Annotated in this window: 14 protein-coding genes and 1 pseudogene; 7 read left to right on the forward strand and 8 right to left on the reverse strand. The window is 63.1% G+C overall.

Going from position 1 to position 20,805, the window contains the following annotated elements; genetic code table 11:
• Positions 1 to 2 precede the first annotated feature (2 nt).
• Together ACP7D4_RS10435 and ACP7D4_RS10440 are read right to left on the reverse strand one after the other, a co-directional pair.
• The gene (locus ACP7D4_RS10435; protein WP_426209023.1) at positions 3 to 1,385 is read right to left on the reverse strand and encodes a DUF1501 domain-containing protein; all 1,383 of its coding nucleotides are present in this window, start codon (positions 1,383 to 1,385) and stop codon (positions 3 to 5) included.
• 26 nt (positions 1,386 to 1,411) lie between these two features.
• The gene (locus tag ACP7D4_RS10440) at positions 1,412 to 3,145 is read right to left on the reverse strand and encodes a DUF1800 domain-containing protein (protein ID WP_426208993.1); all 1,734 of its coding nucleotides are present in this window, start codon (positions 3,143 to 3,145) and stop codon (positions 1,412 to 1,414) included.
• Between the two features lie 260 nt (positions 3,146 to 3,405).
• On the opposite strand from ACP7D4_RS10440, the gene ACP7D4_RS10445 reads away from it, so the two are divergent.
• Together ACP7D4_RS10445 and ACP7D4_RS10450 are read left to right on the forward strand one after the other, a co-directional pair.
• Positions 3,406 to 4,110, forward strand: coding sequence for a hypothetical protein (locus tag ACP7D4_RS10445; RefSeq protein ID WP_426104172.1), 705 nt, complete (start codon positions 3,406 to 3,408; stop codon positions 4,108 to 4,110).
• A gap of 91 nt (positions 4,111 to 4,201) precedes the next feature.
• Positions 4,202 to 6,337 carry a TonB-dependent receptor gene (locus ACP7D4_RS10450; protein ID WP_426208994.1) on the forward strand — a complete coding sequence of 712 codons (2,136 nt, stop codon included), beginning with the start codon at positions 4,202 to 4,204 and terminating at the stop codon, positions 6,335 to 6,337.
• On the opposite strand, the pseudogene ACP7D4_RS10455 reads toward ACP7D4_RS10450, so the two are convergent.
• From ACP7D4_RS10455 to argH, 4 genes and pseudogenes are all read right to left on the reverse strand, one after another.
• Positions 6,286 to 6,555, reverse strand: a pseudogene (locus ACP7D4_RS10455) (M24 family metallopeptidase); the annotation flags it as partial. The gene ACP7D4_RS10450 and the pseudogene ACP7D4_RS10455 overlap by 52 nt on opposite strands.
• Positions 6,556 to 6,696: 141 nt before the next feature.
• Positions 6,697 to 8,433: a TRAP transporter large permease gene (locus tag ACP7D4_RS10460; protein WP_426208996.1), complete on the reverse strand. Its 1,737-nt coding sequence runs from the start codon at positions 8,431 to 8,433 to the stop codon at positions 6,697 to 6,699.
• Between the two features lie 10 nt (positions 8,434 to 8,443).
• A complete protein-coding gene (locus ACP7D4_RS10465; protein WP_426209024.1) occupies positions 8,444 to 9,016 on the reverse strand; it encodes a TRAP transporter small permease subunit in 573 nt (190 codons plus the stop codon).
• A gap of 60 nt (positions 9,017 to 9,076) precedes the next feature.
• Complete coding sequence (gene argH / locus ACP7D4_RS10470; RefSeq protein WP_426104176.1) at positions 9,077 to 10,474, reverse strand: argininosuccinate lyase; 1,398 nt, start codon at positions 10,472 to 10,474, stop codon at positions 9,077 to 9,079.
• 211 nt (positions 10,475 to 10,685) lie between these two features.
• Between argH and ACP7D4_RS10475 the strand changes: the two genes are divergently transcribed.
• Positions 10,686 to 11,120: a GNAT family N-acetyltransferase gene (locus ACP7D4_RS10475; RefSeq protein ID WP_426104177.1), complete on the forward strand. Its 435-nt coding sequence runs from the start codon at positions 10,686 to 10,688 to the stop codon at positions 11,118 to 11,120.
• Positions 11,121 to 11,228: 108 nt separating this feature from the next.
• Here the strand turns inward: ACP7D4_RS10475 and ACP7D4_RS10480 are convergent, their stop codons facing one another.
• The gene (locus ACP7D4_RS10480; RefSeq protein ID WP_426104178.1) at positions 11,229 to 12,614 is read right to left on the reverse strand and encodes a YfcC family protein; all 1,386 of its coding nucleotides are present in this window, start codon (positions 12,612 to 12,614) and stop codon (positions 11,229 to 11,231) included.
• Positions 12,614 to 13,732 carry a succinylglutamate desuccinylase/aspartoacylase family protein gene (locus ACP7D4_RS10485; protein ID WP_426104179.1) on the reverse strand — a complete coding sequence of 373 codons (1,119 nt, stop codon included), beginning with the start codon at positions 13,730 to 13,732 and terminating at the stop codon, positions 12,614 to 12,616. The genes ACP7D4_RS10480 and ACP7D4_RS10485 overlap by 1 nt, the downstream gene beginning before the upstream one ends.
• Positions 13,733 to 13,938: 206 nt before the next feature.
• Here ACP7D4_RS10485 and ACP7D4_RS10490 point away from each other — a divergent pair, with 206 nt between their 5' ends.
• The 4 genes from ACP7D4_RS10490 (at position 13,939) to ACP7D4_RS10505 (ending at position 20,602) form a co-directional block, all read left to right on the forward strand.
• Positions 13,939 to 14,934 carry a MurR/RpiR family transcriptional regulator gene (locus ACP7D4_RS10490; RefSeq protein ID WP_426104180.1) on the forward strand — a complete coding sequence of 332 codons (996 nt, stop codon included), beginning with the start codon at positions 13,939 to 13,941 and terminating at the stop codon, positions 14,932 to 14,934.
• Between the two features lie 4 nt (positions 14,935 to 14,938).
• The gene (locus tag ACP7D4_RS10495; RefSeq protein WP_426104181.1) at positions 14,939 to 17,671 is read left to right on the forward strand and encodes a TonB-dependent receptor; all 2,733 of its coding nucleotides are present in this window, start codon (positions 14,939 to 14,941) and stop codon (positions 17,669 to 17,671) included.
• 12 nt (positions 17,672 to 17,683) lie between these two features.
• Positions 17,684 to 19,021, forward strand: coding sequence for a cyanophycinase (locus ACP7D4_RS10500; protein WP_426104182.1), 1,338 nt, complete (start codon positions 17,684 to 17,686; stop codon positions 19,019 to 19,021).
• A 165-nt stretch (positions 19,022 to 19,186) separates the two neighbouring features.
• Positions 19,187 to 20,602, forward strand: a complete 1,416-nt coding sequence (locus ACP7D4_RS10505; protein WP_426208998.1) for a M64 family metallopeptidase — start codon at positions 19,187 to 19,189, stop codon at positions 20,600 to 20,602.
• Positions 20,603 to 20,805 lie beyond the last annotated feature (203 nt).

Genomic DNA, 20,805 nt, shown 5'->3' on the forward strand with positions numbered 1-20,805 from the left:
GTTTAAACGAAGCCGAGCTTGCGCACGGTTGAATTGTAGTTCGACAAGTTAGGCAATAGCGACAGCAATTCGCTGTCCGAGACGCCGAGCCAGCCGCCGACGGTGGCGGCAACTTGTTCGACTGATGTGGTCGGCAACAAGCGCCCCTGGCCCACATCGTCCGGGCCGCCGTTGGCGACAATTGGCGCGGTACCGTAAAACTTGCTGCCGTTCACTGCGCCGCCCATGACAAAATGCATGCTGCCCCAGCCGTGGTCGGATCCGTTGGCGTTGCCCGTCAGCGTACGGCCAAAGTCTGATGCGGTAAACGTTGTGACCTGATTGGCAACGCCAAGTTCCGCCGTCGCTGCATAAAAGGCCGCCAGCGCGTCGCCCAGTTTGCTCATCAATACCGGGTGGTCGGTCAGCATGCCGTCGTGCGTATCAAAGCCGCCCAGCGACACGAAAAACACCTGGCGCTTGGTACCCAGCGTGCCCGATGCCGAGATCATGCGCGCCACCAGCTTGAGCTGGTCGCCCAAGCTGTTCCCGGCCGGGAACACCGTGGTGAGCGCCGGGGCGCTTGCCAGCGCGCCAGTCAAGATGTCATTGGCCTCGATCGAGCGCTTGCTGACGATGTTGTATTCGTTTTCCAGCATGTGCGCGCGTGGCTGGGTAATCAGCGTGCGCAGGGCAGCGCTCGCCGCGCTCGAACCAAACAAGGGATTTTTCAAGCCGGAAAGCGGGACCGAGCCGCTGGTCGATACTTGATATTGCACGGCGCTCTTGCCGGACAAATAGACGGCATTGCCCGACACGTTCACGCAGGTGAAGGTAGCATACGTGTTTCCCGCCTGGAACAGGTCGCCCATGCGCCCGCCCCAGCCCGAGGTTGCCCCTTCCGGCGAGGATGATTGCCATACCGATTGCTGGTCATTGTGCGAAAACAACTTTGGCGGCAGCTTGACTGACTTGTTCGTGTATTGCCTCTTGGTGGTCGGCTGCACCAGCGTGCCGACGTTGAGCAGCACGCCCAGCTTGCCCGTATTGAACAAGGGCACGAGCGGCGCCAGGCCCGGCGCCAGCGCGTACTGGTGGGCGAACCCGGCCGTGTCGAGCGGAGCGGTGGCGCTCGTGAGCGCGGTGGCGGCCAGGCTGTCGCGGCTGTGGGCAAACGACGGTCGCGCCTGCTGGTAAATAGCGTAATTGCTGGTGTCGTACGGCACCAGTGTGTTCGCATAGTCGTTGCCGCCGTACAGGAATACGCAGACCAGCGCCTTGTAATCGGTGGCGCCTGCCGCGCTCGCTTCCGCCATCGCAGCCAGGTTGATTGCCCAAGGCGCCGCCACGCCGGCAACGGACAGGGCCGATGCGCGTTTCAGAAAGGCGCGCCGCGATGCGGTCATTCCATCTTTGCTGTTCAAGGCGGCTCCTATTTTTGCACAATGAATTCAGGCGCGGCCATCACCATGACGAGCGCTGCGTAAATGCGGTTAAGTCGGCTTGCATCGGTGCCCGATGGCATGCTGTCCAGCGCGCCTTTGATCAATGCCACCGTTGGCGCCGACAACTGGCCGGCGACCAGCACCACGTTGATTTCATCGAGCAGCGTTTGCGCCGTGTCGGCCAGCGGCAGCAGGGCGCTGTAGTCGCCCTTGACGTCGCCCACGCCGCGGCTGATCACGGTCTGCAGGTAATTGACGTAGCCAACCACGGTCGACTCGTTAGTGATCTGAAACTCCGGCGCCACCAGGCCGGCCGTGCCCATGGCACTGTTGGGCGGCACGTAGCCGGGCCGGAAAAAATTGAACACGCTGCCGGAACGCAAGGGGCTCTGGCCTAGGCGCGTGCCCGGATCGGACGTATTGCCAATGGCCCAGGCGTCGCTGGGGGAGGTGGCCTTGAAGGCGCGGCCCCAGGCGGTCAAGCGCAGGATCGGCTCGCGCAATTTGCCGAAGCCAGGCTCGAGCAGGTGCGCCGCGCTGCGCGCCTCGGCGTCGAGCAAAATGGCCTTGATCACGGCCTTCAGGTTGCCCTTGACGCCGCTGCCATCGTTATTGAACACGGTAGCCACGCGCGTCACGTAGGCCGCGCTCGGGTTGCTGCACACCATGCGCTGGATCAGCTGGCGGCCGATGAACGGCCCCACGTTGGCGTGCGCGAAGATAGCGTCCAGCGCCTGGCTCAGGCTGGCGACACCGTCGACGCCGGCCGCGATCGTGGTGCCCAAAAATGTCTTGCTGCCCCCCTCGTGACGGGTGGCGGTTTGAATCATCGGGCGACGCTTGAAGTCCGGCGTGTCGGTGGTGGTGCCCGTCAAGTCGTAGTTCCAGCCGGTGAACACGCGCGCCAGGCCGGTGATGTCGTCCAGCGTATAGGTTTCCGTGGGCAGGCCAGTGCGCAGTTTTGGCGTGCCGTCGAGGTTAAGCTGGACCAGGCCGATGGTAAACAGCTGCATGATTTCGCGCGCGTAGTTCTCGTCCGGCATGGCGCCGGTGGTCGCGTTGAACTTGACGTTGTTGCGGTAGGTGAGAAATTCACCCATCGGCGCGCTGAGCGAGACTTGTTGCAGCAGCGTGCGGTAGCTGCCAAAGGCGTTTTCTTCCAGCAGGTCGAGGTAGGCGGCGGCCGAAAATGCCTTCCAGCCCGAACCGACGAAACCGGTGACGGCCGCGACCAGAATTTCGGAGAGCGCGAGCGTGACGCGCTGGCGCAAGGTGTCGGGCGCGGTGAGCAGCTTGCGCCACTGGCAGGCGTCGGCGCCCGCTTCGCTGTTCTTGTTGGCCGCCGCGTCGTAGCCGCCTGCCACCAGATAGTCCCAGCGCGCGCCGCTGGCCGGCATGGCAAATTGTTCGTCTAGCCAGCCGGCGTAGCCGAGCAATTGCACTTTGGTGATTTGCTCGCGCGTGGCGCCCATCGAGGCCTGGGCCAGGAAGCGCGAGGCCCGTTCGGGGGTGACGGGTTCGGGCGGAACAACCACCGGGGGCGGTGTTGGCGTCGGGGTGGGAGCGCCGCCACCACCGCCACCACCGCCGCCGCAGGCGGAAAGCGCCACGCCGGAAAGCAGGGCGCCAATTGGCAGGGCCAACGAAGGCGGCGCGGCGCGGGACTTGTCGAGGGAATCAGCTTCGATATCGGTCAGACAATCATCATGTGACACTGGCATGGCAACCACCCTGATGTGTTCGTTTGTCTGTCGATAATAGATGATTTTAGGAATGTAACCTATCTCCCATTTGTAAATATTTGTGAATGGATTTGCTGTACCATCCGTGGCGAAGTGATGGCCGTGAACGCTGTAAAAGTATCGCATGGCGCGCTGTTTGGTCCCGCCAGGAGAGACTTTTCATTGCGCAGCGGGTGTGGCCTTGATCCTAAATATACTTGGTGATCATCGTAAAGTCACTGACCTGCTCCATGCAAACCATGTCATCAACCATCCGGCAGCGTGGCGCCACAGCTGCCGCGCTGGTCCTGTCGCTCGCGGTGACCGGATGCGCCACTGTGACCCACACCATCCCTCAAGATATTGCCTCGACCGACACGCCATTCGAAGTACGCTCTGCCGGCCGCATGTACCAGCTATTTAGCGACGGATACTTTCAAGTGGGCAGCTATGGGGTGACGGGGATACACCATGACATCAGCGTTGGAAATGAGCTGAGCATCGGCCAGTACAGCCAGGCAAGCGCGACGGGACGTTTTACCTTTGCCATCGCCGGCCCGCGCGCCGCCTGGAGCGCGCAATGCAACCGCGTGTTCCAGTCGAGGGCGATTGCACTGCGCCGGGTGGATGTGGAATCGAGCAAGTCCATGCTGTATTGCGAACTGGGCAGCGGCGCGCAGCGCGCCACGCTGGAACTGCACGACAACGCCAAGGGTTTATACGGACTGGTCCAGATCGGCAGCGATCGCTACGACATGCGCGGTTTTTCACACGACAATTCTGCGGCGGACCCTGGTACGGTTTCCGATGTGCTGGGCCTGCGCATCGACCGCGGCGGCCAGAATGTGGCCGCGCTGGCGCTCGCCCGTCCCGGGACCTTCTGGCTCAACAGCCGCTTGGCGCCCGAACAGCAAGACGCCTTCGCCGCCGTGCTGGCGGCCTTGCTGATCAACGCCAGGCACTGATGGCAAGGCGCTGCCACTAGGGCCTGGTGCCGGTGAACATTCTCGGCTGATGCCACGCACATTCGTCATTGCAAAAATCTATAATGCCGATATGCCTTCCAATCGAGTTTTCACCTTTGCCAAAATCGTCCCGGCTGCGGCGTCGCGTGCCGACGCGCTCAAGACACTGAGCATGATCGTCCTTGGCCTGGTCGCGCTGCCGGCGGCAACCCGTGCGCAAGAGCCGCCCGCCACGGTCACGGTGACAGCCAAGAAAGAGGCGGTCGTCAAAAAGCTCGACAAGACAGTGTATGACGCATCGAACATGCCGCGGGCGGCCAACGGTACGGCGCAAGACGTTTTGCAGTCGACACCTGGTTTGTCGGTGACGGTCGACGGGCAGATCTCGGTCAAGGGGAATGGCCAGGTCACGGTTTTGGTCGACGGCAAGCCAACGGCCATGTTGTCGGGTGACGGGCGGGCGGTGGCGCTGCAAACCATGAGCGGCGCCGACATCGCCAGCATCGAAGTCATCACCAATCCGTCCGCCGCCTATGCCAATGGCGGGGCAATTTTGAACATCGTCTTGAAGCGCAATCGCAAGCCGGGCGCGCACAGGCAGGTGCAGGCCAGCGCCGCCGACCAGGGCTTGTGGAATGTCAGCACTTCCGGCGACGTGACGCGCAAGGCGATGAGCGTGCATGGCAGCCTGGCGCTACGCCATGACGGCACGTTCAAAGTGCGCCGCTCGGCCGTCGGCTGGCATAATCGTCTCGACGGCCAGACCGGGCAAACGCTGCAGGCGTCGGAAGTGTTCGTGCGCCGCATCGTGCAAAGCGCGGCACTGGGCGTCGACTACACCCTGAGCGACACCGATAGCCTGAGCCTTTCGACGCGTTATAACCGGCGCCGCTCGCGCCCCCTGTTCGACGTGTTGAACGAAGAACGTACGGGTGCGGCCCAGAGCATTTTTCACCGCATTTCGCTTGGCCCCAACGAGCAGTCTGACGGCAGCGCCAGCCTCAGTTACAGCCGCCAGGACAGCGGTGCCGCGCTCAAGGCCACGCTCCAGCGTAGCGATACGCACGGGCTGATCGACAAGTCGTATCGCGACGTGTTCGTGCAACCTGTGCGCGCCACCGCCTACAGTCACGGCGCCACCAGGTCGGCGCGCCACCTGAGCGAAGCGAGCATCGACTGGAGCCGTCCATCGGAACACGGCCAGTGGGGCCTGGGCGTCGATATCCAGCGCCAGGGCGACGACATCGACAACTACCAGGGCGCAGTCGATCCTGCGACCGGGGCCGAGACGCCCGCGGCCGACACCACCAACGGCTACGCGGTGAGCACCACGCTGAGCGCGGCCTATCTGACCGACCAGATCAAACGCGGGCAATGGGAAGTGCTGCTGGGCGCCAGGGCCGAGCGCATGGCGCTGCGGGTCAGTCCCGCGCAGGGCAGCGTGCAAAACAGCGCGCAGACCAGCCATTGGCAGGCGTTCAATCCCAGCCTGAACCTGAAGTATGCCGTCAGCGACAGCACCGGTCTGACGCTTGGCTACCGGCGCAGTTTGCAAAGGCCCGATTCGCGCGACCTCAATCCGTTCAGCACCTACGTCGACGCGCAAAATATCAGCCGCGGCAATCCCCGCCTCAAGCCGCAGTTGCTCACCTCATGGGAAGCAGGCGCCGATGCCGCCCTGGAGCACTTGAGCGGCAGTGTGGGTGCCTTCTACCGCGCCAGCAGCGATACGGTCACCGATGCGCGCAGTTTTGCCGACCAGGTGCTGGTGACCTCCAAGCAAAATGGCGGGCGCGCGCGCTCGGCCGGCGTCACCGGGGCGGTGAATTGGAAGCGCGACGCAAAGCTGCAGGTGGGCCTGGACGGCGGCGCCTACCGCGTGATGCTGCAGACGCCCGACCTGCCCGGCCTGGTGCGCCAGGATCGTATCTCGACTTACATCAACGTCACGGCCACCTACAACGCGGGACCGGACGAGGTGTCGCTTGACGCGCATGGCCAGTCGGCGGGAATCACGCCGCTCGGGCGCTATGGGGCCACCAGCAGTGTGAACCTGAGCTGGAAACACCGATTGACGAAGACGCTCAGCATGACGGTCAACGCCAGCGATATTTTCGACGGCAGCAAGCGCACCTATCAAACCGAATCGAGTACCTTTCGGCAGAGTGGCTTCGATCACTTCGTCGCGCGGCGCCTGTATGTGGGCTTGGTGCAAAAGACCGAGTGAGCGGCGAGCCCGAACGGGGCGTCAATGCGGTGCGCCGGCTCTGTGAACCACTTCGGCCCCGTCGCCGTCATGTAAAAATGGTCTTCGTGGCGGATCCCGAATTGCCCCGGAATGCAGATCATCGGCTCATTCGAAAAGCACATGCCCACTTCCAGCGGCGTGCTGTCGCTGCCCACCAGGTAAGGCCACTCATGAATATCCATCCCGATGCCATGCCCCGTGCGGTGGGGAAGTGGCGGACTTTATCGCGCGCGCGCACCGCATGGTCGAAAGCGAACGGCTTCGGGGCGGGCTACAAACTGCCGGGCCTGCAGCACCTGCCCTGCCCATCGTGGCGCCGCCTATGCGCATGCTGTTCCTTATTTTTTCGGGTCGGCGTCGGTCGAGAAATGCAGCGCCGGCGTCGTGTCTTCTTCCTTCTTTGCTTCCGGCTTGGCCTGGTCCGGCGTGGCTTGCCCATCAGTGGAAAAATTCAGTTCCGGCGTGCTGTCCGTGTCGTCTTTTACCGCGTCAGGCTCGGCCAGCGGCGCATCGATTTTCAGTTCCAGCTTTTCTTCCATGTCGACCGCTTTTTCGACCGACACAATGCGCGGATAGGCGATGATCAGCGCCACCATGATGACCTGGATGCAGACAAAGGGAATCGCGCCCCAGTAGATGTCCGACGTCTTGACTTCCTTGGGCGCCACCGAGCGCAGGTAGAACAGCGCAAAGCCGAATGGCGGATGCATGAATGAGGTCTGCATGTTCACGCCGAGCAGCACGCCGAACCAGATCAGGTCGATGCCCAGCTTGTGCGCCACGGGACCGACCAGCGGCACCAGGATGAAGGCCAACTCGAAAAAATCGAGAAAAAAGGCGAGCAGGAAGAACATCACGTTGACGACAATCAGAAAGCCCGTTTGGCCGCCCGGCAGGCTGGTCAGCAAGTGCTCGACCCACAGGTCACCGCTCACGCCGCGAAACACCAGCGCGAACACGGTCGAACCGATCAGGATGAACATCACAAAGCACGACAGGCGCGTGGTGTGGCCGAGCGCCTGCTTGAGGAGCGCAAAGTCGAGCCGGCGGTTGGCCATCGCCATCAGCAGCGCGCCCATGGCGCCCATGCCGCCGCCTTCGGTCGGGGTGGCGATGCCGACGAAAATCGTCCCCAGCACCAGGAAAATAAGCGTGAGCGGGGGCACCAGCACGAACACGACTTTTTCAGCCATGACCGACAACAGCCCCAATGTGAATTTGCGATTGGCCAGCGCGAACACGAACACGCTGACGATGCCCACGGCGGCCGAGTAGATGCCCAGTTTGTCGCTCGCCAGGTCAGCGTGGCTGGCGCCCCACAGGTGGGCGAACGCGAAGGACACGCCGATGGCGCCGGCAATGAGCACCAGCAGCGAACCGATGCCGCTGTCGCCGTTGGGCTGGCGCAGGTTGCGCGCTTCGAGCGGCAGTGCCGGCATGTGCTTGGGCTTGAAAATCGACAGCGCCAGCACGTAGCCGGCGTACATTGCGGTCAGCATCAGGCCGGGCAGGAAGGCGGCGCGGTACATGTCGCCCACCGAGCGGCCCAGCTGGTCGGCCATCACGATCAGCACCAGCGAAGGCGGAATGATCTGGGCCAGCGTGCCGGAGGCGGCAATCACGCCGGACGCCAGGCGCTTGTCGTAACCATAGCGCAGCATCACGGGCAGCGAAATCAAACCCATCGAAATGACCGAGGCGGCCACCACGCCGGTGGTGGCGGCCAGCAGCGCACCGACAAAAATGACGGCATAGGCCACGCCGCCGCGCACGGGGCCGAACAGCTGTCCGATGGTGTCGAGCAGGTCCTCGGCCATCCCCGACCTTTCCAGGATCAAGCCCATGAAGGTGAAGAAGGGGATCGCCAGCAGCGTGTCGTTGGCCATGATGCCAAAAATCCGGTTGGGCAGCGCCTGCAGCAGTTCCGGCTTGAGCAGCCCGAGTTCGATCCCGACCAGGCCGAAGAACAGGCCGTTGGCGGCCAGCGAAAACGCAACCGGAAAACCGGACAGCAGGAAAATGACGAGCGCGCCGAACATGATGGGCGCGATATTCGCAATGAGGAAGTGTTCCATGATCGAAGGCTCAGTCGAGATTGTTGGCGGCTTTGATCGCGTCGATCCCGTCCTGTGGCGTGGAAACGTGCTTGGCGAATTCGTGGCCGTCGCTGCGGCCGGTCAGAAAAGCGATGCGCTTGATGATCTCCGACAGGCCCTGCAGCACCAGCAGCAAAAAGCCCAGCGGCACCAGCAGCTTGGCCGGCCAGACGATCAAGCCGCCCGCGTTGCTCGACATTTCGGCGCTGCGCAGGGAAATGAGCGCAAACGGAATGCCATGCCACAGGATCAAGAGGCACACCGGAATCAGGAACAGGAGAAAGCCCAGCAGGTCGATCCAGACTTGCGTGCGTTTTGAAAAGCGCCCGACGATGACGTCGATGCGCACATGCTCGTCGCGCCGCAAGGTGTAGGCCGACGCCAGCATGAAGATGGCGGCGTACAGGTACCACTGGATTTCGAGCCAGCCGTTGGAGCTGTAGTTAAAGGAATAGCGCACCAGCGCGTTGCCGGCGCAGATGATGACGGCCCCCAGCAGCGCCCAGCCGACCAGGCCTGCGATTTTTTCGTTCAGGCCGTCGATCAGGCGTGAGAGTTTCATGAACATGTGCAGGAGTCTCCGTTATCTATTGTTTGAACTACGCGCCTGCGCCCTGCCGTTTTACTTCGCCAGCTGCTCCCTGACGCGCGCAATCGCCAGCTTCACCTGGCGCGGCGCGGTGCCGCCCACATGGTCGCGCGCGGCGACCGAGCCTTCGAGCGTGAGCACGGCGAACACATCGTCCTCGATCAGGCTGGAAAAATCGCGCAGGCGTTCGAGCGACATCTCCGACAGGTCGCACTTGGCGTCGTCGCAGGCGCGCACGGCGTGGGCCACCGCTTCGTGCGCGTCGCGAAACGGCAAGCCCTTCTTGACCAGGTAGTCGGCCAGGTCGGTGGCGGTGGCGTAGCCTTGCAGGGCGGCGGCGCGCATATTGTCCGGCTTGACGGTGATGCCCGAGGCCATGTCGGCGAAGATGCGCAGCGTGTCGACGACGGTGTCGACGGTGTCGAACAGCGGCTCCTTGTCTTCCTGGTTGTCCTTGTTGTAGGCCAGCGGCTGGCCCTTCATCAGCGTCAGCAGGCCCGTCAGGTGGCCATAGACGCGGCCGGTCTTGCCGCGCGCCAGTTCGGGCACATCCGGGTTTTTCTTTTGCGGCATGATCGACGAACCGGTGCAAAAGCGGTCGGCAATGTCGATAAAGCCCACGCGCGGACTCATCCAGATGATCAGCTCTTCGGACATGCGCGAGACGTGCATCATGATCAAGGCGGCCGCGGCGCAGAACTCAATGGCGAAATCGCGGTCTGACACTGCATCGAGCGAGTTGTGGCACACGTCGTCAAAACCAAGCGTGCGGGCAACGCGCTCGCGGTCGATCGGGAAGGTGGTGCCGGCCAGTGCGGCGGCGCCAAGGGGCAGGCGGTTGACGCGCTTGCGGGTATCGGCCATGCGTTCACAGTCGCGCCCGAACATTTCAACGTAGGCGAGCATATGGTGGCCAAACGTAATTGGCTGGGCAACCTGCATGTGGGTAAAGCCCGGCATGATGGTATCGGCGTGCTGTTCGGCAAGGTCGGTCAGCGCGCCGCGCAGGGCGTTCAGCAGTACCGTGATGTCGTCGATCGCGCCGCGCACGTACAGGCGGATATCGGTGGCGACCTGGTCGTTGCGCGAGCGGCCCGTATGCAGGCGCTTGCCGGCGTCGCCCACCAGTTCGGTCAGGCGTTTTTCGATGTTCAGGTGCACGTCTTCCAGGTCGAGCAGCCAGGTAAAGGTGCCTGCGTCGATCTCACTTTTGATCTGGGCCATGCCGCGCTCGATTTCGGCGCGGTCAAAGTCGCTGATGATGCCCTGATCTTGCAGCATCTCGGCATGCGCCAGCGAACCCTGGATATCGAACAGGGCCAGGCGTTTGTCGAAAAATACCGAAGCGGTGTAGCGCTTGACGAGGTCGGAGACGGGTTCGGAGAAGCGGGCGGACCAGGCTTCGGCCTTTTTGGAAAATTGTGAGGTCATGTGGGAGGTTCCTTATATTTACCTGATTATAAACAAGGTAAGAGTGAGGCGTACAATTGCTCCGGCACCTTGGTGACTTGGTCGATCGTCAGCCGGTCTGCAATGCGGGCGAAAAACATTCGAAAATATTTATCCAAAAATCGTACAAGGGAACGTTGGTGTCTCCGCGTTCAACGTTAGAATTGCTTCTTTCAGCAGGATCCGAGCAGCCATGGCCAGTGTGTCGAATTTCCAGATCAGTACCGACCGGACGGAGCTTGACGTTCCGCTCATTTACCGTTTTCTGAGCGAGCAGTCGACTTGGGCTGTGGGCATTACCCGCGCCCTGGTGGATCGGTCGATTGAAAATTCCCTATGTTTCGGCGGCTACGTCGACGGTCGCCAGGTGGCGTTTGCGCGCGTGGTGACCGACTACGCCACTTTTGGCAACCTGGTCGACATGTTCGTCATTCCCGAGTATCGGGGGCGCGGCTACAGCGCCGAGATCATGAAGGCCGTGATCTCCCATCCCAGCCTGAAGGGCTTGCGGCGCCTGACGCTGGCCACTGGCGACGCGCATGGCCTGTACGAAAAATTCGGCTTCACGGCGCCGCAGCGCCCCGAAACGCTCATGGAACGCTACTTCCCGAACATGTACCTCAGCTAGCCCCCCGCCCGGCAATTCGCCGGCCCCACTGCCCCACATCCAAAGTCCCGGCAACGATCAGTCCGCAATTTCACACACAATCTCACCCGGGGTAAGATTTCTTTGGCTCTATTGCCAGTTCATCAGGCAGGGGGGGATGAGCAGCAGCAGCGCCAGGACGAAGTACAGTGCCTGCAGCGGTATCATCCACTTGAACCAGGTTATCCAGGGGATGCGCGCCAGCGCCAGCACGCCGATCGTCACCCCCGAGGTGGGAATCGCCGGCAGTGTCAGCTCGCCGAACTGGAACGCCAAAATGGCGGTCTGGCGCGTCACGCCCACCAGGTCGGCCAGCGGCGCCATGATCGGCATCGTCAACGCAGCCTGCCCGGTGCCCGAGTGGACGAAAAAATTGATCACGGTCTGGATCAGAAACATTTTCTGCGCGGCGAACACCGGACTGGACGACTGCACCAGCGGCATCAGCGAATGCAGCATGGTGTCGATGATGTGCGCCTCGCGTGCCAGGATCAGCGTGCCGCGCGCCAGCGCGATCACCAGCGCCGTGGTCACCAGGTCGCGCGCGCCATGGATGAAGGCGTCCACAAAAGCGTCGCTGTCGAGCCGCCCGACAATGCCGACCACGATCGCCATCCCCATGAACAACGCGGCAATCTGCGCGATATCCCACTTGAACTGCACCACGCCGACCACCATCGCCGTCATGAAACCCAGGAAGATGAACAACACCGCCGCGTGCTTGCCGGTCATGCCGGCAAAGTCGTCGAAACTGACGCTGTTTTGCTGGCGCCGCTCCTGATCCATCTCGAAAGTCGGGCTAAGCGATGGCTGGCGCTTGATGCGCGCCGCGTACCACATCAGGAACGCGATGGTTACGCCGGTGAAGATCAGCCACACGATGATCCGGTACCCCAACCCCGAAAACATTTCGATGCCCGAGATACCCTGCGCCACGCCGACATTGAAAGGGTTCAGGAACGCTGCCGCAAAACCGACCTGCGCGCTGACAAACGGGATCGATACGCCAACGATCGAATCGTAGCCAAGCGCCAGCGCCATGGGCACGAAAATGAGCACGAAGGGAATCGATTCTTCGCTCATGCCAAACGTGGCCCCGCCCAGCGAGAACATGGTCACGAACACCGGAATCATCATGCTGCGCACAAAGGCCGAATGCGTATGCGCGCGGGCCACGCTCTTGATCATCGAATCGATGGCGTCAGTGCGCTGCAGGACCGAAAAAGCGCCGCCGACAATGAGCACGAAGCCGATGATTTCGGCCGCCTCGATGAAGCCCTTGATGGGCGCCATCATCAGCTCCACCAAGCCTTGCGGGTTGCTGGCGATGTGATGGAAGGTGTTGGGATCGATGCGCGGTTTGCCGTCGACGATCAGCTTGTCGTACTGCCCGCCCGGCACCAGCCAGGTGGACAGGGCGATCATCGCCAGGATCAGGAACAGCAGGACAAAGGTATTGGGGAGGCGGATTTTCATTATTGGCTCAGCAGTTTGCCGGCGCGGAAAGCGACCTGGCCGGCGATTTTACCGACCGCCATCCCGCGCAGCAGGTGGCGGTGCGCGGTGCGGGCAAAGAACACGCCTTCAACCGTCGCTTTCAGCTCGGTCGTGGCGCCGCTCACCGGCTCGACCAGGTCGGCGATGATGTCGCCCGGCTGCACGCGCTCGCCCAGCGCCTTGCGAAACACCACGATGCCGGCGTGCGGCGCGGCGATCGGCTCCACGCCTTCGAGCGGCGTGGGGCCGCACACGGGAGCGGGCATCGGATCGGGCACGATGTCCAGCACGCCCGCATGCGCCAAAAAGTTGAGCAGGGCGCGCGCATCCTGCTTCGCATAGTCGTAATTGACGTCCATCTCGCCGCGCAGTTCCACCGTCACCGACAGGCAGGCCGGCGGGATCGGGAACGCCGGGCCGAAGTGCGCCGGCAAGTCCCACCACAGGCGGCTGCAGGCTTCGTCGAACGGTTCCTCGCCCGCCGCCAGCGCCAGCAGCAGCGCGTGCGCGCCCAGGTAGGCTGACAGCGGCGCGGCAGCCTGCGCCAGCGGAGTGCCGGCGTAGATATGCAGCACGGCCTCGTTATCGCAATGCAGGTCGAGCACGATGTCGGCATCGATCGCCATGCCCAGCAGCGTTTTCTTGAGCGTTTCGGCGTCGGTGGCCGGTGTCCAGCTGGCCACCGACTGGCGCGCGTGCGCGCGGATCAGTGCCACGTTGGCCGCGGCATCTTGCCCCAGGCTGCCCGCCAGCGACTGCTTCAAGTCGTCGGCCACGTGTTTGTAGGCGCGGTTGAAGTTGGTGCCGGTGCTCAGGTCAAAGCGGCCGAACGGCGCTCCGTGGATGGCCTGCGCCAGGCCGAGCGGATTGGCGGCCGGGACCAGGATGATCTCGCCCTTGATGCTGCCCGCAGCTTCGAGCGCGGCCAGTTCGGTGCGCAAAAACTGCGCCACCAGCATGCCGGGCACTTCATCGGCGTGCAGCGCGGCCTGGATGTAGACCTTCTTGCCGGCGCCCGGTGCGCCGTAGTGAAAGCTGGTGAGCTGGCTGGACATGCTGCTGCCCGGCGGTGATATCGCGTGTGTGTGTGATTGCATGATCAGGTAGGAGTTGCTGCGGTTGGCCGACAAGGTGGCATGAATCGATTATGTCTCATTTTTTTCATGTCGTAAATAAATGCAAGAATATTTTCAAAAAGAAGTTGAGTTTTATTTTTTATGGCGGTACAGTCAATGTCATCTTGAAAATATTCATGAAAAAGACTCTTACAGGTTTTTTTTCAAACCAGCGCACAGGACCATCCATGAAGTCGACCCAGATTGCCAGTCCCCGCGATTATGCCTCGCCCGAGATCGGTTTTGCAGAATCTTCGCTCGGCGTCACGCTGCTCAAGGTGCTCTCCGAGGGTTCGGCCTCGAACCGCGCCATTGCCGACTACCTGCTGCGCAACCAGGTGCGCGTGACGGCGGTCGGCATCGAGGAGCTGGCCGAAAGCTGCCAAGTGTCGGCCGCCACCATCAGCCGCTTTGCGCGCGACATCGGCTTCAAGAATTACGCGGCGATGCGCAACGAGGTCGCCGCCACGCTGCAGTCGGTGCTGCAGCCGGTCGACAAGCTGCGCAACAATATCGCGCGCCGGCCCGGCGCCACCGCACCGGCGCTCGAAAGCCTGGAATACGCCAGCGCCAACGTCAAGGCGTGCAGCCAGGCGCTCGACTTGGCCGCACTGGAAAAAATCGTCACGGTACTGACCCGTGCGCGCGCCGTGTATGTGCTCGGCTTTGGCCTGTCGTCGCAACTGGCCGCCATGCTGGCGCTGCACCTGCAGCCGTTTTGCCAGCAAGTGATCGAAGTGGCGGGGCAGGGCGGCACCGAAGTCGCCGCCGGCCACCTGGCCAACATCACCGCCCACGACGCGCTGGTCGTGATCTCGTTTCCGCGCTACTCGCGCGACGTGATCCGGCTGGCCGAATTCGCCCGCCAGCGCGACGCCTGCGTGGTATCGATCACCGACTCGCCGGCGTCGGCGCTGGCCAAGGTAGCCAACCACGTGCTGTACGCCCAGAGCACCCATCCGGTGCTACCCAGCAGCGCGAGCGCGGCCATCGCCGTGATCGAAGCGCTGGTCGTTACGCTGATGGTCTCCAACCAGGACAACGTCGCCAAAGCCGCGCGCCTGACCGATGCCATTGCGGCCTGGCTGCAGGGCGCCGATGCAGATTTCAACAGCAGTACCGGTGGCGTCCGCCGCCGGCCCCCCGTTCGCACCAAGAAGACCATAAAAACCCCTCAGGAGTAACGACATGACCCAGCACTATAAAAAGCAGCCCGCCCGGACTGCTCTGGCCGCTGCATTGGCCGCCGCATTTGGTTTGTTCTCGCACGACGTGCTGGCGCAGGAGGAGGCGGCCAAGGTGCAGCGGGTCGAAATTACCGGTTCCTCGATCAAGCGCCTGGCCAGCGAGACCGCGCTGCCGGTGCAGACGATCCGGCGCGAAGACATTGAAAAAAGCGGCGTCACCACCGCCGCCGAACTGCTGAAAAACGTCAGCGCCAACACCGCGCCGCTGTCGGACGGCGCCAGTATCACCGACGGCACCTCCGGCCAGCGCGGCTTTAACGGCGCCAACCTGCGCGGCCTGGGCGTGTCGTCCACGCTGGTGCTGCTCAACGGCCGGCGCCTGGCCAACTTTGCCTCGCCCGGCGACAATGCCGGCGTTGACTTGAACAACATCCCGGCCGGCGCGATCCAGCGCGTCGAGATCCTCAAGGATGGCGCCTCGGCCATCTACGGGACCGACGCCATCGGCGGGGTGATCAACTTCATCACCCGCAAGGACTACCAGGGCGTGGACCTGAACGCGTCGGCTGCCGCCACCCAGCACGGCGGCGCCGGCAAGCGCACCGCCAGCATCAGCGGCGGCAAGGGCGACCTGTCCAAAGACCGCTTCAATGTCTTCGGCGTGCTCGACGTGCAGCAGCTCGATCCGCTGCGCTCGACCCAGCGCGGTTTTATCGCCGAACGCCCATTGGCAACCACGCTGCCGGCGCTCATGTCCAGTAACACCTATCCGGCCAACGTCGACGTTTCCGGCGCCCAGCGCAATGCACTGATCGCGTCCGGCGCCCTGCCGGCGGGCAGCACCCGCAACCGCGTCAATCCGAGCGCGCGAACCTGCAATGGCCCGGCCAGCGTGTACGCGCCGCAGGGCCCGGGCGGCCCGCTTGGCTGCAGCTACGACTACATGCAGGACACCGAGCTGTATCCTGAGTCGCGCAAGATCGGCTTCATCGGCCGCGCCACGTTCCAGGTCGCGCCGGATCACCAGGTATTCGCCGAAGTGGTGCAGTCGCAGGCGAACAGCCGCTACGTGCTCAGTTCCAACCCGATCCGCATCCGCAACCTGGCCGTCAACCGGCTGCCGCCTGCCTACGCCACGGCGCTCGGCGCGCCCGGCCTGCCGGCCACCGTCAGCGGGATTCGCTACCGCATGGAAGAAGCGGGCAACCGCACCAATGAAGTGACCAGCCGCGCGCAGCGCCTGGTGCTGGGCGCCTCGGGCGTGCTTGGCGGCTGGGACTACGACCTGGGCGTGAGCCGGGCCGAGAACCGCGCCACCGACAGCTATGTGGACGGCTACGTGCTGTTCGACCAGTTCGACGCCGGCGTGCGTTCGGGCTTGATCAACCCGTTCGGGCCTTCCGGCCAGACCGGCCGCGACCTGATCAACAGCATCAAGATCAATGACGACGCGCGCAAGTCGAAGGGCGTCTCGAGCGCCATCGACGGCAAGGTGTCAAAGTCGCTGATGGCGCTCGAAGGCGGCGACATGGCCATTGCCATCGGCGGCGAAGCGCGGCGCGAGAACACCACGTTCACGCCGTCGCCGCTGCTATTGTCGAACAATATCGCGGGCGACCGCAGCACCGGCTCGGCCGATCTGACGCCGACCGACGACAGCCGCAAGGTGTATTCCGTGTTCGCCGAGCTGAACGTGCCATTGACCCGCGCGCTCGAAATTCAACTGGCGCTGCGCCACGACGACTACAGCCAGGTCGGTTCCACCACCAACCCGAAAATCGGCATCCGCTGGCAGCCCTCCAAAACGGTACTGCTGCGCGCCTCGGCCAACACGGGCTTTCGCGCACCGTCGCTCGCTGACCTGAACCGGCCCACCACCTATGGCACCGCAGCGAGCTTCCTGACCGACCCGCAGTGCGTGAGCACGGGCCTGGACAAGATTGACGGCTGCACCGACCAGTGGCCAGTGGAGCGCCGCTCGAATCCGGATTTGAAGCCTGAAACGTCGCGCCAGTTCGCGCTGGGCGCGATGTGGGACGCTACCCGCCAGTTGAACCTGTCGCTCGACTACTGGAATATCGAAAAAAGGGATGTGATCAGCACCCTTGGCGAGCAGGTCATCGTCGACAGCCCCGCAAAATACAACGCCAAGTACATCGTGCGCGATGCTGATGGCTTCATTACCAACATCTTGCTGCAGAAGGAAAACCAGGGCCGCCTGAAAACCTCCGGCGTCGATGTCGGCGTCGATTACAAGAGCGCACCGGCGCCGATGGGCCGCTTCAGCGTTAACCTGAGCGGTACCCTGGTGCTAAAATACGACCGCCAGTTCGGGCCGCTCGAAGCGGACCGCAGCAACCTTGGCGTGTTCCTCAATGACCAGGTGATCCAGAAATGGCGCCACCGGATCAGTTTTGGCTTCGACCGCGGCCCCTTGAGCGCGACGCTGGCGAACCAGTATTCGTCGTCGTACCGCGACCAGAACACGACCTACGACCCGTCCAGCAATGCGCTGCTAGCGGCGCGCAGGGTCAAGGCGTATTCGCTGTGGGACCTGAGCGCCAGCTACGCTTTGAGCGGCGCGGTCAAGCTGCGGGCGGGCGTGCTCAACGTGCTTGACACGGCTCCGCCGTATTCTAATCAAGCATATTATTTCCTGGCCGGTTATGATCCTACCTATACCGACCCGCGCGGCCGCAGTGCGTTTGCGAGCGTGAATTACTCATTCAAATAGAGAGAAACACCGATGTTGAAAATGGCCCGCCAATCTGCACAGAGTGTATTAGTGGCGCTGGTGCTGGCCGCTCTGGCCGGCGTGGCGGGGGCGCAGGTAGCGGTTCCGGCGCCGGCGCCGGCCGCCGCGCCGGTGCAGCCGGAGATCAAGGCGCAGGACCAGGTCAAGGCAAGTAGCCCGGCCGAGGCCAAGGCGCCGGCCGGGGCGGCGGTGGCGCCGAAAGGCACGCTGGTGATCATTGGCGGTGGCCTGCGCGGCGAGAACGAACCGGTCTGGGAACGGATCGTCGAACTGGCCGGCGGCAAGGGCGCGCGCATTGCCGTCTTCGGCTCGGCCTCGGCCAATCCTGAACGCGCCGCCAGGCTCGATGTGGCGCGCCTCAATTTCTACGGCGCCGACGCCTTTGTGGTGCCGATCGCTGTCAAGCTTCCCAATACCGATTACCGCGCGCTGGCCAATGATGCGGCGCTTGCGGCGCAGGTCAGTTCCGCGGCGGGCGCGTATTTCGTCGGCGGCGACCAGGCCCGCATCACCGAAGCGCTGCGCAAACCGGACGGCAGCAGCACGCTGATGCTCGACGCCCTGTGGCAGCTGTACCGGCGCGGCGGCGTAATCGCCGGAACCAGCGCCGGCGCGGCGATCATGAGCAAGACCATGTTCTACAACGTCAGCTCGGTGCTGACCACGCTCAAGCGCGGCGTGGCCGACGGCATGGAGATGGCGCCGGGGATCGGCTTCATTGGCGACGACGTGTTCGTCGACCAGCACCTGCTGGTGCGCGGGCGCTTCGCGCGCATGCTGCCGGTGATGCTGGCCAAGGGTTACAAGACCGGGCTGGGGATCGACGAAAATACCGCCATGATCATCCATCCCAACCGCGACGTGGAAGTGCTGGGTTACAAGGGGGCGCTGCTGATCGACCTGCGCCATGCGAGCAGCGTGCCGGGTCCTTTCAATGTCAGCAACGCGCGTTTGAGCTATCTTGACAATGGCGACCGCTTCAACATTGCCAGCCACGTTTTTACACCAGGCGCGGACAAGCTTGGCGGTAAATTCGATCCGGCCAATCCGTACTACAAGGGGCCGTTGTTTACGGCCGATGTGCTGGGGCACACCACCATTGTCGACCTGATGACCAAGCTGCTTGACAGCGACCAGCCGGACGCCATCGGCATTGCCTTTGGCAGCCCGCGCGACTTGCAGGCGGACCTGGGCTTCGAGTTCAAGCTGAGCCGGATCAACGACAGCGTGGGGTATGCATCCACGGTGGCCGATGCGTATTCGGTGTATGACATTCGGCTGGACGTCAAGCCGATCAAGATTCAGCAGCCGTTTTACCAATACAGGTAACATCGGCGTTGTGCGGGGGCCGCCAAGTGCCCCGCGCTTCCGCCACATCGTCCCCGCGTGCGCGAGGACGATGTGGCGGGTGTTCCGGGTGTAACTCAATATATTGATGATCCTCACACGCGCCTTACAATGGGAGCAACAATCACCCTCCCGCAAGGACCCGCCATGCCCCTGTCCCCGCTCCATATCCTGCGTTTTTGCGCCGCCATGCTGGCGCTGGCCGCCGCCACCGCGCACGCCGCCCAACCAGCCACGATCCGCGTCGACTACACCCACAGCGGCAATGCCCTGTCCGACCAGTACGCCCTCGAACGCGTCGTCGTCGAACCGCTGCCGTGGCCCGGCAGCCTGGCGCAAGGGCTCGACAACACCGACCGTGGCCAGAACCGGGTCGAAGTGGTCGACGCCAAAACCGGCGACTTGCTCTATTCGCGCGGCTTTTCCACCATCTTCGGCGAATGGCGCACTACCGATCAAGCGACCAAGGCCAGCCGCTCATTCCAGGAATCGGTGCGCTTCCCCAAGCCGGCCGCTCCGGTGCGCGTGCGCGTACTGAAACGCGATGAACGCAATCAGTTCTCGGTGGCGTGGAGCGTGGAGCTCGACACCGATGCGCCGGACGTGGTGCGCAAGCAGCAACCTGCCCCCGCCTGGCCGATCCCGATCCGGGTCAACGGCGCCTCGCCCGACAAGGTCGACCTGCTCGTCATTGGCGACGGCTACACCGCCGCCGACATGAAAAAATTCGAAGCCGATGCAAAACGCCTGGCCGACCATTTGTTCACCGTCTCGCCGTTCAAGGAGCGCGCTGCAGACTTCAATGTCTGGGGCCTGGCCGTACCAACCCAGGAGCCGGGCGTTTCGCGCCCGTCGACCGGCGTGCACCATGCGTCGGCCCTGGGCACGCGCTACGACATTTTCGGCAGCGAGCGCTATGTGCTTACGCTCGACAACCGCGCCCTGCGCGAGATCGCCCAGCACGCGCCCTACGAGTTCATTGAAATTTTGGTCAACAACGACACTTACGGGGGCGGCGGCATCTTCGGCCAGTTCAGCACCGCTGCGGCCAGCAACGACTGGGCCAATTACTTGTTCGTGCACGAATTCGGCCACCACTTCGCCGGCCTGGCCGACGAGTACTACACTTCGCCGGTGGCGTACGCGCCGTCGGACAAGCGCATGGAGCCGTGGGAGCCGAATGTGACGGCGCTGCGCGACCCGGCCGCGCTTAAATGGAAGCGCCATGTCCTGGCCGGGACGCCCTTGCCGACGCCCTGGCCCAAGGCCGAATACGAGGAGCATTCGCGCGCTTACCAGAAGCGCCGCGCCGCGCTGCGCGCCGCCAATCGGCCGGAGTCGGACATGAACGCCTTGTTTCGCGAAGACTTGGCGTTTACGGGCAAATTGTTTTCACAGGCTCCGCAGCGGCGCACCGTGGGCGCTTTCGAAGGCGCCAATTACGAGGCGAAAGGCTTTTATCGTTCTGAGATGCAATGCATTATGTTTGACCGAAGTGAAAGATTCTGTAACGTCTGTAACGACGGCATTGAAACGATCATCGATCTCTACAGCGGGAAATAGGCGTAGTGCCCGCAGGTACCGGAGGTCTGTTGATGGGGTCGCATTTTTCCTCGTCTTGATATTGCCTTTGAGTACCCATAAAGTGCGTGCGGTGGCGCACAGACCCTGTTGTCTATAAACCATATTCTGGATCCGTTACTTGACGAAACATACAGTTGAGGACGCTAGATGAGCGGGAACTTCGCTCCGAAACGCTCACGAAT

This window comes from Massilia sp. TWP1-3-3 (genome assembly GCF_049897805.1).
Lineage (GTDB): Bacteria > Pseudomonadota > Gammaproteobacteria > Burkholderiales > Burkholderiaceae_D > Telluria_A.

Excerpts from the sequence above, each read along its gene's own strand:
- ACP7D4_RS10435 (WP_426209023.1), bottom strand. The coding sequence starts at position 1,385 with ATGACCGCATCGCGGCGCGCCTTTCTGAAACGCGCATCGGCCCTGTCC.
- ACP7D4_RS10440 (WP_426208993.1), bottom strand. The coding sequence starts at position 3,145 with ATGCCAGTGTCACATGATGATTGTCTGACCGATATCGAAGCTGATTCC.
- ACP7D4_RS10445 (WP_426104172.1), top strand. The coding sequence starts at position 3,406 with ATGTCATCAACCATCCGGCAGCGTGGCGCCACAGCTGCCGCGCTGGTC.
- ACP7D4_RS10450 (WP_426208994.1), top strand. The coding sequence starts at position 4,202 with ATGCCTTCCAATCGAGTTTTCACCTTTGCCAAAATCGTCCCGGCTGCG.
- ACP7D4_RS10460 (WP_426208996.1), bottom strand. The coding sequence starts at position 8,433 with ATGGAACACTTCCTCATTGCGAATATCGCGCCCATCATGTTCGGCGCG.
- ACP7D4_RS10465 (WP_426209024.1), bottom strand. The coding sequence starts at position 9,016 with ATGAAACTCTCACGCCTGATCGACGGCCTGAACGAAAAAATCGCAGGC.
- argH (WP_426104176.1), bottom strand. The coding sequence starts at position 10,474 with ATGACCTCACAATTTTCCAAAAAGGCCGAAGCCTGGTCCGCCCGCTTC.
- ACP7D4_RS10475 (WP_426104177.1), top strand. The coding sequence starts at position 10,686 with ATGGCCAGTGTGTCGAATTTCCAGATCAGTACCGACCGGACGGAGCTT.
- ACP7D4_RS10480 (WP_426104178.1), bottom strand. The coding sequence starts at position 12,614 with ATGAAAATCCGCCTCCCCAATACCTTTGTCCTGCTGTTCCTGATCCTG.
- ACP7D4_RS10485 (WP_426104179.1), bottom strand. The coding sequence starts at position 13,732 with ATGCAATCACACACACACGCGATATCACCGCCGGGCAGCAGCATGTCC.
- ACP7D4_RS10490 (WP_426104180.1), top strand. The coding sequence starts at position 13,939 with ATGAAGTCGACCCAGATTGCCAGTCCCCGCGATTATGCCTCGCCCGAG.
- ACP7D4_RS10495 (WP_426104181.1), top strand. The coding sequence starts at position 14,939 with ATGACCCAGCACTATAAAAAGCAGCCCGCCCGGACTGCTCTGGCCGCT.
- ACP7D4_RS10500 (WP_426104182.1), top strand. The coding sequence starts at position 17,684 with ATGTTGAAAATGGCCCGCCAATCTGCACAGAGTGTATTAGTGGCGCTG.
- ACP7D4_RS10505 (WP_426208998.1), top strand. The coding sequence starts at position 19,187 with ATGCCCCTGTCCCCGCTCCATATCCTGCGTTTTTGCGCCGCCATGCTG.